Here is a 13,983-nt window from a genome sequence, read left to right as displayed (position 1 = left end):
GCTACCTCGACGTCCGGGGGGATGGGTACAGCATAATCCGCGACCCGGCGCCCGTCAGCCTGCCCGGCCGTGAACCGGCGCCTCCTGCGTTACACTGGACGCCCCGTTACGGAGAAGCCGTCATGCGCATCCTCTTTGCCACCAGCGAGGTCTTCGGGCTGGTCAAGACCGGCGGTCTCGCCGATGTCAGCGCCAGCCTGCCTGTCGCCCTGCGGCGCCGGCGACAGGACGCGCGCCTGATCCTGCCGGCCTACCCCGAGGCGGTGCAGCGCCTGCGCCGGCCGGTCACCCACCCGGGACCGGAAGACGCTCCGTGGCAGCTGATCGAGGGCCACCTGCCGGGCACGCGCATGCCGGTCTACCTGGTCGACTGGCCGGAATATTTCCAGCGCGCCGGCAACCCGTACACCGCCTCCAACGACCAGGACTGGCCGGACAACGCGCAGCGCTTCGCCGGCTTCGCCCGTGCGGTGGCCCGGGTGGCCGCGGATGACGCCGGGCTGAACTGGACCCCGGAGATCGTCCACGGCAACGACTGGCAATGCGGCCTGCTGCCGATCTACCTGCGCGAGGCCTGCGGCACGCGGGATGCACCGGCGTCGGTATTCACCATCCACAACCTCGCCTATCAGGGCCTGTTTCCGGCCGAAACCGCGACCGCACTGGGTCTGCCCGCCGAGCTCTGGCACCCGGACGGCGTCGAGTTCCACCAGCAGTTGTCCTTCATGAAGGCCGGCCTGATGTTCAGCGACGCCATCACCACGGTCTCGCCCACCTATGCCCGCGAGATCCGGCAACCGGAACACGGCATGGGCCTGGACGGGGTGCTGCGCGCCCGGGCCAACGTGTTCCACGGCATCCTCAACGGCGTCGACTACCGCGCCTGGGACCCGGCCCGCGATCCGCACATCGCCGCCGCCTACGGCCCCGACGACCTCTCCGGCAAGGCCGCCTGCAAGGCCGCGCTGCAGCGCCGCCTGGGGCTGACCGAAGACCCGGACATCCCGCTGCTGGGACACGTCGGGCGCATGGTCGAGCAGAAGGGCATGGACCTGCTGCTGGCGGTGGCCGCCCCGCTGGCCGAGGCCGGGCACATCCAGCTGGCGCTGGTCGGCTCCGGACAGACGGACCTGGAGCACGCCGCGGGCGCCCTCTCGCGGGCCCACCCCGGGCGGGTTGGTGTCCACATCGGCTACGACGAACCGCTGGCCCATCAGATCGAGGCGGGCGCCGACCTGTTCGCGATGCCGTCGCGCTTCGAGCCCTGCGGGCTCAACCAGCTCTACAGCCTGCGCTATGGCACCCCGCCGGTGGTGCATGCCACCGGCGGCCTGGCCGATACCGTCGTCGACGCCACTCCCGAAGCCCTGGAGGACGGCCGTGCCACCGGTTTCAGCTTCACTCCGGACAGCATCCCGGCGCTCGGCGACGCCCTGGAGCGGGCCCTGGCGCTTTACCACGCCCGCGCCGACGGCCGCTGGGAACAGCTGATGCGCACCGGGATGCAGCAGAACTTCGACTGGCAGGTCGCCGCCGGGGCCTATCTCGAACTCTATCGCGAACACCGCCCCCGGGCGCGCGCAGGCGCATCTGCGCTATAATCGCCGGCTTTCGCCGCCGACCGGCACGGGCCGGCAGGCAAGCAACCACCACGGCGGGGCCGGCTGCGGCCGGCCCCCTGCTGCGCGGGCCGCCTCATGAACCAAGCCGATCACAACGACCGTTTCCTGCCCCAGGACAAGGAACTGCGCGCGCGCGTGCGTCTGTTCGGAGAACTGCTGGGCAACGTCATCTGGAAACTCGAGGGCAAGACCGTCTTCGACGCGGTGGAAACCCTGCGCCGTGGATTTGTCAGCCTGCGCAAGGAGGAAGACCCGGAGCTGCGCCAGCGACTGATGGATGATATCACGCAGTTCGACACGACCCTGACCGAACGCGTGATCCGTGCCTTCAGCATCTACTTCTCGCTGGTCAACATCGCCGAGGAAGACCTGTTCTACCGCTGGCGCCGCGCCCAGGTCTCCAGTGGCGAGCCGCTGTGGCTGGGCTCCTTCGACCAGGCCCTGCGCGAACTGCACGACGACGGCGTCACCGCGCAGGAACTGGAGCAACTGCTGGGACAGCTGCACTACCAGCCGGTGTTCACCGCGCATCCCACCGAGGCCCGGCGGCGGACCACCATGGAAAACCAGCGCCGGGTGTTCGAGACCGCCGACCGCCTCAATCAGCCGGGGCTGGGCGACGAGGAACGTCGCCTGATCACCGAAGAGCTGGAAAGCCAGATCCAGATCCTGTGGCGCACCAACGAGGTGCGGGTGAGGAAGCCGGAGGTCCAGGACGAGATCAAGTACGGCCTGTTCTATTTCGAGGAGAGCCTGTTCGAGGCGGTGCCGCAGAGCTACCGCTTCCTCGAGAAGGCGATCCGCCGCATCTACGGGGTCAACCCGGCCGGCTCCCTGCCGGTACGCATCCCCGCGTTCCTGCATTTCGGCTCCTGGATCGGCGGCGACCGCGACGGCAACCCCAACGTCACCCCGGAGGTCACGGCACTGGCGTCGCGCCTGGCCATGGAACAGGTGCTGCGCGAGTACATCAAGCGGGTCAACGACCTGCGCAACGTCCTCACGCACTCCTCCTACATGTGCGAGCCATCGGCCGAATTCCTCGCCAGCCTTCAGGCGGACTCGACCATCTCCAATGCCGTATTCCAGGGCGCCTCCGACCGCTTCGAGACCGAGCCCTACCGGCGCAAGCTCTACATCATGCGCTACCGCCTGCAGGAAACCCTGGCCACGGTCACCCGGCGGATCCGGGGCGAGGCCGCCGTGCTGCCGACCAACAGCGCCTACGCCACGCCAGAAACCTTCCTGCAGGACCTGAAGCTGATCCGTGACTCCCTGATCAGCCACGGTGACCGCAATATCGCCAGCGGCGCGCTGACCGACCTCATCCGCCTGGTGGAGACCTTCGGTTTCCATCTGCATCACCTGGACGTGCGCCAGGAATCCACCGTGCACACCGAGGCGGTCGCCGAGATCCTGCGCCACATCGATCCGTCCCTGGACTACGCGGCCATGGACGAGCCCGCCCGTCAGCGGTGTCTGGCGGAGCTGATTGGCCGCGGCGACGAGCTGCCGCAGCCCGATCGCGCCGCCCTCGACGAACGTACCCGCGAGACCCTGGAAGTTTTCGAGGTCATCCGGCGCATGCGCGGCGAGGTCGGTCCGGACGGCATCGGCACCTACGTCATCTCCATGACCCATGCGGCCTCGCACGTACTGGAGGTCCTGCTGCTGGGCCGCCTGGCCGGACTGGCCGGCGAGCACCCGGAACACGGCGCCTTCTGTCACCTGCGCATCTCGCCGCTGTTCGAGACCATCGAGGACCTGCTGCACGTCGAAGATGTACTGGAAGGCCTGCTCGACAACCCGGTGTACGCACGCCTGCTGGCCGCCTCGGGCAACGTCCAGGACGTGATGCTGGGCTACTCGGACTCCTGCAAGGACGGCGGCATCCTCGCCTCCAGCTGGAACCTCTACGAGGCGCAGAAGAAGATCGTCGGCATCACCGACCGCTACGGCGTGCGCTGCCAGCTGTTCCACGGCCGCGGCGGCACCGTCGGGCGCGGCGGCGGCCCGACCCACGAGTCCATCCTCGCCCAGCCCCCGGCCACCGTGCAGGGTCGGATCAAGTTCACCGAACAGGGCGAGGTCCTGTCGTACAAGTACTCCAACGTCGAGACCGCGGTGTACGAGCTGGGCATGGGCGCGACCGGCCTGATGCTCGCCTCGCGCAGCCTGATCCGTCCGCCGCGCTGCGACCGCGACGACTACCGCGAGACCATGGAAGAGCTGGCGCGTCTGGGCGAGGAGGCCTACCGCGATCTGATCGACCGCACCCCGGGCACCCTCGACTACTTCTACGAGATCACTCCGGTGCAGGAGATCGGCTATCTCAACATCGGTTCGCGACCCTCGCACCGGCGCAAGACCGACCGCTCCAAGAGCTCCATCCGCGCGATCCCGTGGGTCTTCGGCTGGGCCCAGTCGCGCCACACCCTGCCGGCCTGGTACGGCATCGGCAACGCGCTGCAACGCTGGCGCGGCGACGATCCGGCACGCCTGGAACAGCTGCAGCGCATGTATCAGGAGTGGCCGTTCTTCCGTTCGCTGCTGTCCAACTGCCAGATGGCCCTGACCAAGGCCGACATGCGCACCGCCGCCGAGTACGCCCGGCTGTCGCACGACACCGACCTGTCCGAGCGCATCTATTCGCGGGTACGCGAGGAACACAGCCGCACCGTCAACGAGGTGCTGCGGGTGGCTCAGCTGGACGGGCTGATGGAAGAAACGCCTCTGCTGGCGCGCTCGCTGCAGCGGCGCAACCCCTATCTGGATCCGCTCAACAGCATCCAGATCCACCTGCTGCGCCAGTCACGGGGTTTCGAGGCCGAGAACGAAGGGAACGGGGACGCCCGGGAGAACCCCTGGATCTCGCCGCTGCTGCGCTCGATCAACGCGATCGCCGCGGGTATGCGCAACACCGGCTGAGACCGGAGCGGGACACGCACTGGCCGGGGCCCCGGGGCTCATGCAGGGCCCCGGGCCAATAATGCCGTACTCAGGCGGCCTGGACGGGGATATCGTGCCCGGTTCGGGCGATGGCATTGTCGGCGTCGAGATACACCAGATCGGGGGTGAACTCGCGCGCCTCGGCGGCATCCAGCTGGCCGTAGGCACAGATGATCACGCGATCGCCCACCGATGCCTTGTGCGCAGCGGCGCCATTGACCGAGATCACCCCGGACCCGGCTTCCGCCTCGATCGCGTATGTGGTGAAGCGTTCGCCGTTGTCCACGTTGTAGATCTGGATCTGCTCGAACGGCAGGATCCCGGAGGCCTCCAGCAGACGCGTATCGATCGCGCAGGACCCCTCGTACTCGAGCTCACAGTGCGTGACTCGGGCCTTGTGCAGCTTGCCCTTGAGCATGGTGACCAGCATAAGCGTCTTCCGTCGGCGAACGGTCTTTTCACGGGGCCGGAATTATGCGCGATGCACGCGGGAGCGGCAATGTCCCGCGTCCGACTCAGGGCCGGCGATTATCGATCAGGCGCACGCTGTCCAGCCAGGCGGCCCCGAGGATCACGAGGTCCTGCTCGCACAGGGCCTCGCCGGCCACCGGCTCGGCGAGATCCATCGCCCGGCGGATGGCCACGTATTCGGCATCCAGCCCGGCCTCGCGCAGGCGGTCGCAGGCCTCCGCCTCGATCTCGGTGACCCGGTCGGCCGCGCCGCTGCGGTCGCGCCGGCAGACGATGGCGACCTCGTCGAGCACGCGCTTGAGCGCCGGCGCTCGCGCGCGCGACTCCGCGGTCAGCCGGCTGTTGCGCGAGGAACAGGCCAGCCCGTCCGGCTCGCGCACCGTGGGTACCGCATCCACCCGCACCGGCATGTCCAGCGAGCTGACCATGCGCTCGATCAGGCGGAACTGCTGGTAATCCTTCTCGCCGAACAGGGCGATGTCGGGGCGCACCAGGTTGAACAGCTTGGCGACCACCGTCGCCACACCGTCGAAATGGCCCGGACGGAACGCCCCCTCGAGGATCTCCGACAGCACCGGCACGACCACCTTCACCGGCGGCAGCCCGTCGTCCGGGTACATCACCGATTCGTCCGGGCAGAACAGGGCGTCGACGCCGGCATCCGCCAGCCGGCGGGAGTCTTCTTCCAGGCTGCGCGGGTAGTTCGCGAGGTCTTCCTCGCGGTCGAACTGCAGCGGATTAACGAAGATCGACACCACCACGCGCGAGGCCCGCGCCCGCGCCTCGCGCACCAGGGTCATGTGCCCCTCGTGCAGGTGTCCCATGGTGGGCACCAGGGCAATGGTTTCCTGGCTGCCGCGCCGGGTCCACTCACGGCGCATCGCCTGGATCTGTGGTCGATCTCGAAGGATTCTCATGGCCGTCCCGAGCCTCGTCTGAACCGGAGTTCGCTACGAAAAGGTATGCACGCCGGACTCGGGGAAGCGCCCCTCGCGCACCGCGCCGACATAGGCCCGGACCGCACCGGCCAGCGAGCCGCCTTCGGCGAGGAAATCGCGGGCGAAGCGCGGCGGATTCGGGGTCAGACCGATCACGTCGGCGATCACCAGCACCTGGCCGTCGCAGGCGGGGCTGGCGCCGATCCCGATCACCGGCACGTCGCCCGCCCGCGCCACCGCGGTCGCCAGCCCCTCGGTCACGCCTTCCAGCAGCAGGGCCTGGGCCCCGGCCTTCTCCAGCCGCCCGGCCAGGGATTCCAGCTGGGCCGCGGCTTCGGCATCGCGCCCCTGCACGCGATATCCGCCCATGCGGTGCACCGCCTGCGGGGTCAGTCCGAGGTGGGCGCACACCGGGATGCCGGCATCCACCAGGCGTTCGACCACCGGGATCTGGGTCGCGCTGCATTCGATCTTGACCATGTGCGCCCCGGCCCGCATCAACGCGCCCGACTGCGCCAGGGCGGTGGCCGGATCGGCATCGCCCAGGAACGGCAGGTCGGCCATGATCAGGGCCCGGCGTGCCCCGCGGGCCACCGCGGCGGTGTGATAGACCATGTCCTCCAGGGTTACCGGCAGCGTGGTGGCGTGCCCCTGCACCACCATGCCCAGCGAATCTCCGACCAGGATCACCTCCACGCCCTGCTCGTCCAGCAGGCGCGCGAACGCGGCGTCGTAGGCGGTCAGACAGGCAAAGCGCTCGCCGGCCCGCCGACGCTCGGCCAGGGTGTTGACGGTGATCGCCCCCATGCGTGTCCCCTACAGCGTGATCGGCAGCGGGTTGAAGTAGTGTCGCCCGCCCTGGATCGGTTCGAGAAACTGCAGCAGCTGGTCGAAATCGGCCGGGTTGTTCACCCAGTCGATCTCGGTCGCGTTGACGATCACCAGCGCCGGTCCCTCGAAATGATAGAAGAAATCCGCGTAGGCGGCGTTCAGCCGCTCCAGATAGGCGGTTTCGATCCGGCGTTCATAGGCCCGTCCGCGCTGACGGATGCGTTCCTGCAGCACGTCCACCGGCGCCTGCAGATAGATCACCAGATCCGGCTGCGGCAGCCCCTGGCGCAGCCGGCGGAACATCTCGTGGTAGATCTCCAGCTCGTCCGGGGCCAGATTGAGTTCGGCGAACAGCGGGTCCTTGTCCATCAGGTAGTCGGCCACATGCGCCTGCTGGAACAGCCCCTTCTGCGCCACCGGGGTCAGCTGGCGGACCCGCTGCACGAGGAAATACAGCTGGGTGGCCAGGGCATGCTTGGCCGGATCCTGATAGAAACGTTCCAGGAACGGGTTCTCGTCGGGGGCCTCCTGCAAGAGCTCCGCGCGCAGGTGTTCCGCCAGCCGCTGCGCCAGCGAGGACTTGCCGACGCCGATCGGCCCCTCGACCGCGATGAAGTCGAAATGGCCCAGGCTCATGCGCCCGCCCCCGCGCGGCGGCCCGGTGGTGGCTCCACCGCGGCGGCCTCCGCTTCACTGTCGCCCGACTCCTCCACCGGGATCAGGGCGGCGGGGTCAAAGGCACGGGCCAGCGCCGCCAGCGGGCCGCACCCGGGGATCTCCAGCCCCGGTGCCAGCTCCTGCAGCGGCAGGACCACGAAATTGCGCTCGGCCACCCCCGGATGCGGCACCGCGAGTCCCGGCTCGTTCAGCACCCGGTCGCCGTACAGCAGCAGGTCCAGATCCAGCAGCCGCGGCCCCCAGCGCTGGCCGTCGCGCACGCGCCCGCAGCGCTGTTCGATGGCCTGCAGCGCATGCAGCAGTTCGCGCGGCGTCAGGCGGGTATGCAGCCGGGCCACGGCATTGACGTAGTCCGGCTGATCCGGCGGTCCCATCGGCGGATTGCGGTACAGCCGCGAGCGTCCGGCCAGCCGCGTATCGGGCACCTCAACGGCAAGGCGGGCAAAGGAACCGCGAACCTGTGCCACCGGATCCCCCAGGTTGGCGCCGATGCCGATGTAGGCCGACACGGCCGCAGTGCGCCCGCCGGGCTGGATTCGGGTCATGCCGAGTCTTCCCCCGCCTTCTTCCCGCCCGAGCTGCCGGCGCGCCCCCGCGGCTTGCGCTTGCGGCGCTTGCGCTTGCCATCCCCGCCGGAGGCCCCGGTCATTTCCTTGCGTCCGGCCTCGTCCTTTTCCTGCAGTTCGGTCCACCAGCTGCAGATCTGCTCGTCGGCCTCGCCCACCTGCGCCCGCAGGCAGTAGAAATCGTAACCGGCACGGAAACGCGGATGCGTCAGCAGCTTCAGGGCGCGCGCCCCGGAGTGGGTCTCCAGCCGGCTCTGCATGTCCCAGATCTCGCGAATCACCAGCGCAAAGCGGCGCGGGATGGTGATGGTCTCGCCCTGCTCGTCGAGGATCTGCGACATCGCCTGATCCCAGGCCGGCGCCGGGTTCTCGCCTTCCTCGATGCGCGCCGTGGCCTCCCAGTGCAGCGGCGCCCACATCAGCGCGGCATACAAAAACGCCGGGTGCACGCCCTGGTCCTCGGCCAGACGCTTGTCGGTGTTGCGCAGCGCCTCGACCAGGAAAGCACGTTGGCTGAGACCGGCCTCGGGATCGTCGGGGTCGTCGAAGGCCTCGGCGGTGGACGGGAACATCGCCTCGAACAGGCCGAAGCGTTCGAGCTCGTCGAGGCAGGTGACCGCCTCGCCGCTGTGGAACAGCTTGATCGCCTCGTCGAACAGCCGTGCCGGGGCGACCTCCCGCATCAGCGGCGCCAGCCGGTGCATCGCCTCGTCCACCGCCGGGTCGATGCGCAGCCCCAGCTTGGCGGAGAAACGCACCGCCCGCAGCATGCGCACCGGATCCTCGCGCAGGCGCGTCTCGGGATCGTCGCCGATCAGGCGCAGAACGCCCTCGCGCAGGTCCTCGACGCCGCCGGTGTAGTCCAGCACCGAGAAGTCGTTGATGTCGTAGTACAGCGCGTTGACGCTGAAATCGCGCCGGAGGGCGTCCTGCTCGATGGTGCCGTAGCGATTGTCGCGCAGGATGCGGCCGTCGTCGCTCAGGACCACGTCGCCGTCGTCGTCGTCATCGTCCCCACCGGCATCGTGCGGAGCACGGAAGGTCGCGACCTCGATCACCTCGCGGCCGAACAGCACGTGAGCCAGCCGGAACCGCCGACCGATCAGTCGGCAGTTGCGGAACTCCCCGCGGACTTCCTCGGGGGTGGCGTCGGTGGCCACGTCGAAGTCCTTGGGCTCGCGCCCCAGCAGGAGGTCGCGCACGCCGCCGCCGACCAGACAGGCGCGGTACCCGGCGTCGCGCAGGCGGTACAGCACCTTGAGCGCGTTGTTGTCGATGGCCGCGCGCGAGATGCCGTGTTCCTCGCGGGTATAGACGCGCGGCACGACGTGTTCATCGCCGGCGCGCGAAGCGTCGTCGCGGGAATCGGATTCGGCCGGGGCCGGGATTTCGGTATCAGGGCGGGTCACACAGGGCCGTCAGAATGGCTTCGGGAGCGTATCTTAACAGCTAATCCGTCCTTGTTCTCAGTGGAGCCACTTCGCCGGTAAGGCGATAGCGCAGATAGTCGTCCACGATGCGGCGGTGATCGAAGGCCAGTGGCAAACCGGGGTCGCCCGGGTCCAGCCAGGCGCAGTCGCGCGCATCGTCGGCGGCCCGCGCCTGACCGTTCCCCTGAGCCAGATACACCACGCTCACGGTGTGCCCGCGGGGGTCACGATCGGGCGCCGAATACACCCCCAGCAGGGCCTGCAGTTCGACCTGCAGACCGATTTCCTCGCGGGCCTCGCGCTCAGCGGCATGTTCGGCGCTCTCGCCCACGTCGACAAAGCCCCCGGGAAGCGCCCACCCGTGCGGCGGGTTGTGACGCTCGATGACCAGGATCCGGCCGGGCTCGGCGGCATGCCGGATCACCAGATCCACCGCCAGGGCCGGCGTACGCGGGCGTCGGTCACTCATCGGTTCCTCCCTGATCCTGACGCACGAAACGCCGGATCTTGCGGCGCTCGCGTTTGTCCGGACGCCCCGAGGGCGCCGGGGCCCGTGCCTCGCGTTCGAGCCGCCGGCGGGATGCCTCCTGCTCGCGCGACTCGCGGCTCTCCGGGGTTTCGGTATAGAGCTGCTCCGCCTCGGTCGCCGGGCGCCGCCGATCATCCAGCGCCACCACGTCGACCTCCATGGACCAGCTCCCCTTGTGCACCCGTACGCGATCCCCCGGATGCAGCTTGCGTGCGGGCTTGCAGCGCTCGCCGTTGACATGGACCTTGCCGCCGGACACCGCCTCCGTCGCCAGGGCGCGGGTCTTGAAGAAGCGCGCCGCCCACAGCCACTTGTCCAGACGCAGGCTGGACGCAGGCGCCGCCGCTGGACCCGTCCGGCTCATGAGCACCCCCGCGGGGAGGTAGCGAACGCCCCGCGCACATCCGGGACAGGCCGGCCCGGGCTTTTATCCGCGGACCGGAGCGACCAGAATGCCGCCTTCATGCACCGATATTTCCGGAGGGGGAACCGGTCGCCCGCGGGCCACCGGGCCATGCCATGGACTTTCCGCATCTGCACCTGGTCAGCTTCGATATTTGTCCTTTCGTCCAGCGTAGCCTCATCACGCTGAATTACAAGGCAGCGCCGTACGAACTCACCCGCATCGACCTCGCCGACCCGCCCGACTGGTTCCGGGAACGCTCGCCGCTGGGCAAGGTCCCGATCCTGATCGTGAACGGGGACACGGTCCTGTTCGAATCGGCGGTCATCAACGAATACATCGACGCCGTTACCCCGCCCGAACGCCTGCCTCCGGAACCGCTGGAACGCGCCCGGGCCCGCGCCTGGATCGAGTACCTGTCGGAACAGACCTTCGCGCAGTACCGCTGGATGACCGCGGCCGACGAGGACGCCTTCGAACGGGCCGCACACGAGGCGGCACGAGGTCTGGAGCGGCTGGAACGCCAGATGGCCGGCGACCACGCGCTGGCCGGGGCGGAGTTCTCGCTGGTGGACGCGACCCTGGCGCCGCTGCTGATGCGCTACGCGCTGCTCAACCACGAAGACAGTCCCTGGGACCCCGAATCCTTCCCGCGCCTGGCGGCGCGCTGGCAGTGGCTGGAGGCGATGGACGCAGTACGCGACTCGGTACCGGCGGATTTCTCGCAGCGCCTGGCCACCTACCTGGATGGCCAGACCGGCACCGCGCCCCGGCAACTGGCGGCCGCACTGCGCCGCGGCTGAATCACTCGCATCCCCCGGTGGCATCCGACGCCGGCTGCAACAGGCGGGCGGCCAGCGGAACCTCGCCCGGCCAGTCCACCACGTAATCGATGATCGGCAGATCCGGGGCATCGCATTCGCGCAGGACCCGCCCGGCCACCGACACCCCGGCGCGGCGCACGCTGTCCGGGTCGCCGGTCAGCAGCGGGTGCCAGCTGGGCAGGGGCTGCCCGGCAAAGCGCAGGCGATAGGCGCAGGTGGGCGGCAGCCAGTCGTATTGCGCCACCTTCTCCAGGGTCAGCTGCAGACAGTCCGGCACGGACTCGCGACGCCGGGCATAGTCGGAGCAATGGCCGGTCTCGCAGTCGAGCAGGTCGCAGGCCAGCCAGGTGTGGGCCAGTTCGCCGGTATCCTCGTCCTCGAACTTGTGCAGGCAGCAGCGCCCGCAGCCGTCGCAAAGGGCCTCCCATTCGGCCGCGTCGAGTTCCTCCAGCGGGCGCTGGTAAAAGGGCCGTTCGCCGCTCACGGCGTCTCCGCCCGGTGGTCCTCTTCGCCCAGCCGCCGGCGCCCCTCTTCCTGCAGGCGCTGCTCGACCCGGCTCCAGCGCTCCTGCGTGGTGTAGTGCATGGTCGGCCGTCCGCGGTCGGGCAGCAGCACGGCCACACCCTGATCGGGATAAAGCCAGTAGGCGTGGTCGCTGTCGATCTGCATGCGCTCGGCCGGCTCGCCGAAATGCCGGCGCAGCAGATCCGCGTCCCAGCGTGCCCGGGGGATATAGCTCATCTCCACCACCGGCACGTTACCCAGCGATGCAAGGGTGTCGTCGTCCAGGCCGTAGCGCCGGGCACCCGACGGCATCGGCCGTTCGGAGGTCGTCCCCGCCTCGATACGGTCCAGGTCGGCCTCGTCCAGATCGGGGCGCAGGATCAGGTTGGTCTCGAACGGCTCGATGCGGGCGTTCACGTAATACGCCTCCACCGAGCGCGTCCCGTCGGGATCCTCGAACATCCGGATCTCGGGCACCGGCAGCCGCCCCATGAGATCCGCCATGGTGGTCTCGCCCAGGGTAATCCCCAGCACCCGCGTGTGCTGCCGGTCCAGCACCTCCACCTGCCAGGGCAGGCTCTCGAACTGCCGGGTCTGCTGCCCGCCGGGCTGCATGTAGACGAACATCGCCAGGGCCAGAATGCCCGCGAGGACGACCGCCCCGATGGTCCAGCGTAGATTCATGCCGACTTCTGCTCCCGAGCCACCCCTGCGCGAATCCTCGCGGGGTCGCTATACTGGGCGGCTCGCAAACCACCCGGCGCCCCGCGTCCGATCACGCATGATCTCACGTTTGTCTGCCTGGATCACGGCCCGCTCGGTCCCGTCCGCATACACCGGCCGTACCCTGATCATCGCCTCGCACCGCGAACTCGCGCGGGCGCCCGACTGGCTCGCCGGTCTCGGCGAGGCCCTGGGCCCGCTGCTGCTGGGCGTCAGCGATGCCCCCCGCGACAGGGAGGCCGCCGTGCCCGGAGCCCCCGAAGACCTTCCGGCGGTGGCCCTGCCCCCCGAACTCGCTCCGGCGCGCCTGGCCCGCCTGCGCCCCCGGGCCGTGGTGCTGCTGGGCCCGGTCGATCTCCCCGGCGAGGCGCTGCGGGCCACTGTGGCCGCCGGGGCCCGCGTGGCCTGGATCAACGCCGAGGGCCCCGCCCCGGAAGGGGTCACCTTCGCCACCGTGCTGTCCGCGCGGGATGGCGCCGTGGACCCGGCACTGGGCGCCGAGACCACCGGCGACCCGCTCGCCGGGGCCGTATCCCTGCCCCCCGCACCGGAAGACCCGGATCCCGAGCGGGCGTTCTGCGAACGCTTCGCCGAATACCGCGAACGCGGCCACCCGATCCTGCTGGCCCCGAACACCGGCCCGGACGAGGAGGCGTTCGCCTTCGCAGTGCTGTTCGCGGTCCTGCAGAAGACCGCCGCCCTGCTCCTGCTGGCGCCGGCGGACCCCGAACGCCACGAGCCGGTCTACCGCGACGCAATCAAGTACTCGCTGCCGATCGTGCGCCACAACCGGTTCATGACGTCGTATGTCCCGCGCAAGAACCGGGTCTACTACATCGAGGATCCGCAGACCCTGCAGGCCGCCTACGCCTGCGCCGACATCACCCTGCCCGGGGGTACCTTGGCGGCCACGCGGACCCCGCCGGATCTGGCACGCCCCCTTGCCTGCGGCAGTGCCGTGGTGACCGGCCCGGCCGCCAGCGGCGACGCCCCGGAAGACGAGGTCCGTCTGCGTCGCGCCGCGGAGACCACCGGCCTGATCCGCCGCGGAGAAGATCCCGATGCCGTGGCCGGGGCGATTCTCGAGACCCTTTCGACCCTGCCGGATGCCGGGCAGCGCCAGACGCGGCTGACTCGATGGCTGGAACGACAGGCCACGGCCCGCGATCGGGTCACGGCCCGCCTGGCCGAACATCTCGGGGCTGCCCCCGCGGCTTCCTGAGCGCCCTTAGCATATCTCCCGGGGTCTGGTCTATAATTCGAGACAAGTGCGAATCCGGACCGGAAAATGATCGACGGCAGCAGCGGCCTGCAGGGCATCCAGAAGGGCATGACGCAGATGCGTCAGCAGGCCCACACCGTGGCCACCGAGAACGCCGGCAGCCGCCAGAGCAACACGGCGATGGTCGAGATGAGCGCGAGCCAGCGTCACGTGGAAGCGAACGTGAAGACCCTGCAAGCCGAAGACCGCATGATCGGGAGCCTGCTCGACGTCCGTGCCTGACGCGGAAGCGA

General features: G+C 69.4%; 15 protein-coding genes. 5 read left to right on the top strand and 10 right to left on the bottom strand.

Annotated features, from left to right (window positions below):
- Window positions 1-122: 122 nt before the first annotated feature.
- Together glgA and ppc are read left to right on the top strand one after the other, a co-directional pair.
- Window positions 123-1,601, top strand: coding sequence for a glycogen synthase GlgA (gene glgA / locus G020_RS0102135; protein WP_024328474.1), 1,479 nt, complete (start codon window positions 123-125; stop codon window positions 1,599-1,601).
- Between the two features lie 96 nt (window positions 1,602-1,697).
- The gene (gene ppc / locus G020_RS0102130; protein WP_024328473.1) at window positions 1,698-4,550 is read left to right on the top strand and encodes a phosphoenolpyruvate carboxylase; all 2,853 of its coding nucleotides are present in this window, start codon (window positions 1,698-1,700) and stop codon (window positions 4,548-4,550) included.
- A gap of 70 nt (window positions 4,551-4,620) precedes the next feature.
- On the opposite strand, the gene panD is transcribed toward ppc, so the two are convergent.
- The 8 genes from panD to G020_RS0102090 form a co-directional block, all read right to left on the bottom strand.
- Window positions 4,621-5,001 carry an aspartate 1-decarboxylase gene (gene panD / locus G020_RS0102125; RefSeq protein ID WP_018871149.1) on the bottom strand — a complete coding sequence of 127 codons (381 nt, stop codon included), beginning with the start codon at window positions 4,999-5,001 and terminating at the stop codon, window positions 4,621-4,623.
- Window positions 5,002-5,086: 85 nt separating this feature from the next.
- Window positions 5,087-5,959, bottom strand: coding sequence for a pantoate--beta-alanine ligase (gene panC / locus G020_RS0102120; protein ID WP_029681186.1), 873 nt, complete (start codon window positions 5,957-5,959; stop codon window positions 5,087-5,089).
- Between the two features lie 33 nt (window positions 5,960-5,992).
- On the bottom strand, window positions 5,993-6,787 hold the full coding sequence (panB, locus tag G020_RS0102115) for a 3-methyl-2-oxobutanoate hydroxymethyltransferase (RefSeq protein WP_024328471.1): 795 nt from the start codon (window positions 6,785-6,787) through the stop codon (window positions 5,993-5,995).
- 9 nt (window positions 6,788-6,796) lie between these two features.
- The gene (locus tag G020_RS0102110; RefSeq protein ID WP_018946545.1) at window positions 6,797-7,447 is read right to left on the bottom strand and encodes a deoxynucleoside kinase; all 651 of its coding nucleotides are present in this window, start codon (window positions 7,445-7,447) and stop codon (window positions 6,797-6,799) included.
- Window positions 7,444-8,034, bottom strand: a complete 591-nt coding sequence (folK, locus tag G020_RS0102105; protein ID WP_024328470.1) for a 2-amino-4-hydroxy-6-hydroxymethyldihydropteridine diphosphokinase — start codon at window positions 8,032-8,034, stop codon at window positions 7,444-7,446. The genes G020_RS0102110 and folK overlap by 4 nt, the downstream gene beginning before the upstream one ends.
- Window positions 8,031-9,464 (bottom strand): polynucleotide adenylyltransferase PcnB, encoded by a 1,434-nt coding sequence (gene pcnB, locus G020_RS0102100; protein ID WP_024328469.1) that lies wholly within the window; start codon window positions 9,462-9,464, stop codon window positions 8,031-8,033. The genes folK and pcnB overlap by 4 nt, the downstream gene beginning before the upstream one ends.
- A 40-nt stretch (window positions 9,465-9,504) precedes the next feature.
- The gene (locus G020_RS0102095; RefSeq protein WP_024328468.1) at window positions 9,505-9,954 is read right to left on the bottom strand and encodes an NUDIX hydrolase; all 450 of its coding nucleotides are present in this window, start codon (window positions 9,952-9,954) and stop codon (window positions 9,505-9,507) included.
- Entirely contained in the window at window positions 9,947-10,378 is a 432-nt protein-coding gene (locus tag G020_RS0102090; RefSeq protein WP_019589205.1) for an RNA-binding S4 domain-containing protein, read from the bottom strand. Before G020_RS0102090 ends, G020_RS0102095 begins: the two co-directional genes overlap by 8 nt.
- Before the next feature lie 155 nt (window positions 10,379-10,533).
- Between G020_RS0102090 and G020_RS0102085 the strand changes: the two genes are divergently transcribed.
- Window positions 10,534-11,220, top strand: a complete 687-nt coding sequence (locus tag G020_RS0102085) for a glutathione S-transferase family protein (RefSeq protein ID WP_024328467.1) — start codon at window positions 10,534-10,536, stop codon at window positions 11,218-11,220.
- A gap of 1 nt (window position 11,221) precedes the next feature.
- Here the strand turns inward: G020_RS0102085 and G020_RS0102080 are convergent, their stop codons facing one another.
- Complete coding sequence (locus G020_RS0102080; RefSeq protein WP_018946551.1) at window positions 11,222-11,725, bottom strand: YcgN family cysteine cluster protein; 504 nt, start codon at window positions 11,723-11,725, stop codon at window positions 11,222-11,224.
- Complete coding sequence (locus G020_RS0102075) at window positions 11,722-12,429, bottom strand: hypothetical protein (RefSeq protein ID WP_018946552.1); 708 nt, start codon at window positions 12,427-12,429, stop codon at window positions 11,722-11,724. The genes G020_RS0102080 and G020_RS0102075 overlap by 4 nt, the downstream gene beginning before the upstream one ends.
- 97 nt (window positions 12,430-12,526) lie before the next feature.
- Here G020_RS0102075 and G020_RS0102070 point away from each other — a divergent pair, with 97 nt between their 5' ends.
- Window positions 12,527-13,690 carry a hypothetical protein gene (locus G020_RS0102070; protein ID WP_024328466.1) on the top strand — a complete coding sequence of 388 codons (1,164 nt, stop codon included), beginning with the start codon at window positions 12,527-12,529 and terminating at the stop codon, window positions 13,688-13,690.
- 66 nt (window positions 13,691-13,756) lie between these two features.
- On the top strand, window positions 13,757-13,972 hold the full coding sequence (locus tag G020_RS0102065; RefSeq protein WP_018946554.1) for a hypothetical protein: 216 nt from the start codon (window positions 13,757-13,759) through the stop codon (window positions 13,970-13,972).
- The last annotated feature ends 11 nt before the right edge of the window (window positions 13,973-13,983 follow it).

The sequence above is a fragment of the Thioalkalivibrio sp. ALR17-21 genome (assembly GCF_000420185.1).
In the GTDB taxonomy this organism is placed as follows: Bacteria; Pseudomonadota; Gammaproteobacteria; order Ectothiorhodospirales; family Ectothiorhodospiraceae; genus Thioalkalivibrio; species Thioalkalivibrio halophilus.
The sequence above is the reverse complement of the archived record's forward strand: the minus strand, read 5'-3'. Positions and strand labels throughout refer to the sequence as shown.

What these genes read in the sequence shown, in the direction of transcription:
- panD (WP_018871149.1), bottom strand. Translation starts at nt 5,001, where the DNA reads ATGCTGGTCACCATGCTCAAGGGCAAGCTGCACAAGGCCCGAGTCACG.
- G020_RS0102070 (WP_024328466.1), top strand. Translation starts at nt 12,527, where the DNA reads ATGATCTCACGTTTGTCTGCCTGGATCACGGCCCGCTCGGTCCCGTCC.
- ppc (WP_024328473.1), top strand. Translation starts at nt 1,698, where the DNA reads ATGAACCAAGCCGATCACAACGACCGTTTCCTGCCCCAGGACAAGGAA.
- G020_RS0102110 (WP_018946545.1), bottom strand. Translation starts at nt 7,447, where the DNA reads ATGAGCCTGGGCCATTTCGACTTCATCGCGGTCGAGGGGCCGATCGGC.
- G020_RS0102095 (WP_024328468.1), bottom strand. Translation starts at nt 9,954, where the DNA reads ATGAGTGACCGACGCCCGCGTACGCCGGCCCTGGCGGTGGATCTGGTG.
- glgA (WP_024328474.1), top strand. Translation starts at nt 123, where the DNA reads ATGCGCATCCTCTTTGCCACCAGCGAGGTCTTCGGGCTGGTCAAGACC.
- G020_RS0102075 (WP_018946552.1), bottom strand. Translation starts at nt 12,429, where the DNA reads ATGAATCTACGCTGGACCATCGGGGCGGTCGTCCTCGCGGGCATTCTG.
- G020_RS0102090 (WP_019589205.1), bottom strand. Translation starts at nt 10,378, where the DNA reads ATGAGCCGGACGGGTCCAGCGGCGGCGCCTGCGTCCAGCCTGCGTCTG.
- panB (WP_024328471.1), bottom strand. Translation starts at nt 6,787, where the DNA reads ATGGGGGCGATCACCGTCAACACCCTGGCCGAGCGTCGGCGGGCCGGC.
- G020_RS0102065 (WP_018946554.1), top strand. Translation starts at nt 13,757, where the DNA reads ATGATCGACGGCAGCAGCGGCCTGCAGGGCATCCAGAAGGGCATGACG.
- folK (WP_024328470.1), bottom strand. Translation starts at nt 8,034, where the DNA reads ATGACCCGAATCCAGCCCGGCGGGCGCACTGCGGCCGTGTCGGCCTAC.
- G020_RS0102085 (WP_024328467.1), top strand. Translation starts at nt 10,534, where the DNA reads ATGGACTTTCCGCATCTGCACCTGGTCAGCTTCGATATTTGTCCTTTC.
- panC (WP_029681186.1), bottom strand. Translation starts at nt 5,959, where the DNA reads ATGAGAATCCTTCGAGATCGACCACAGATCCAGGCGATGCGCCGTGAG.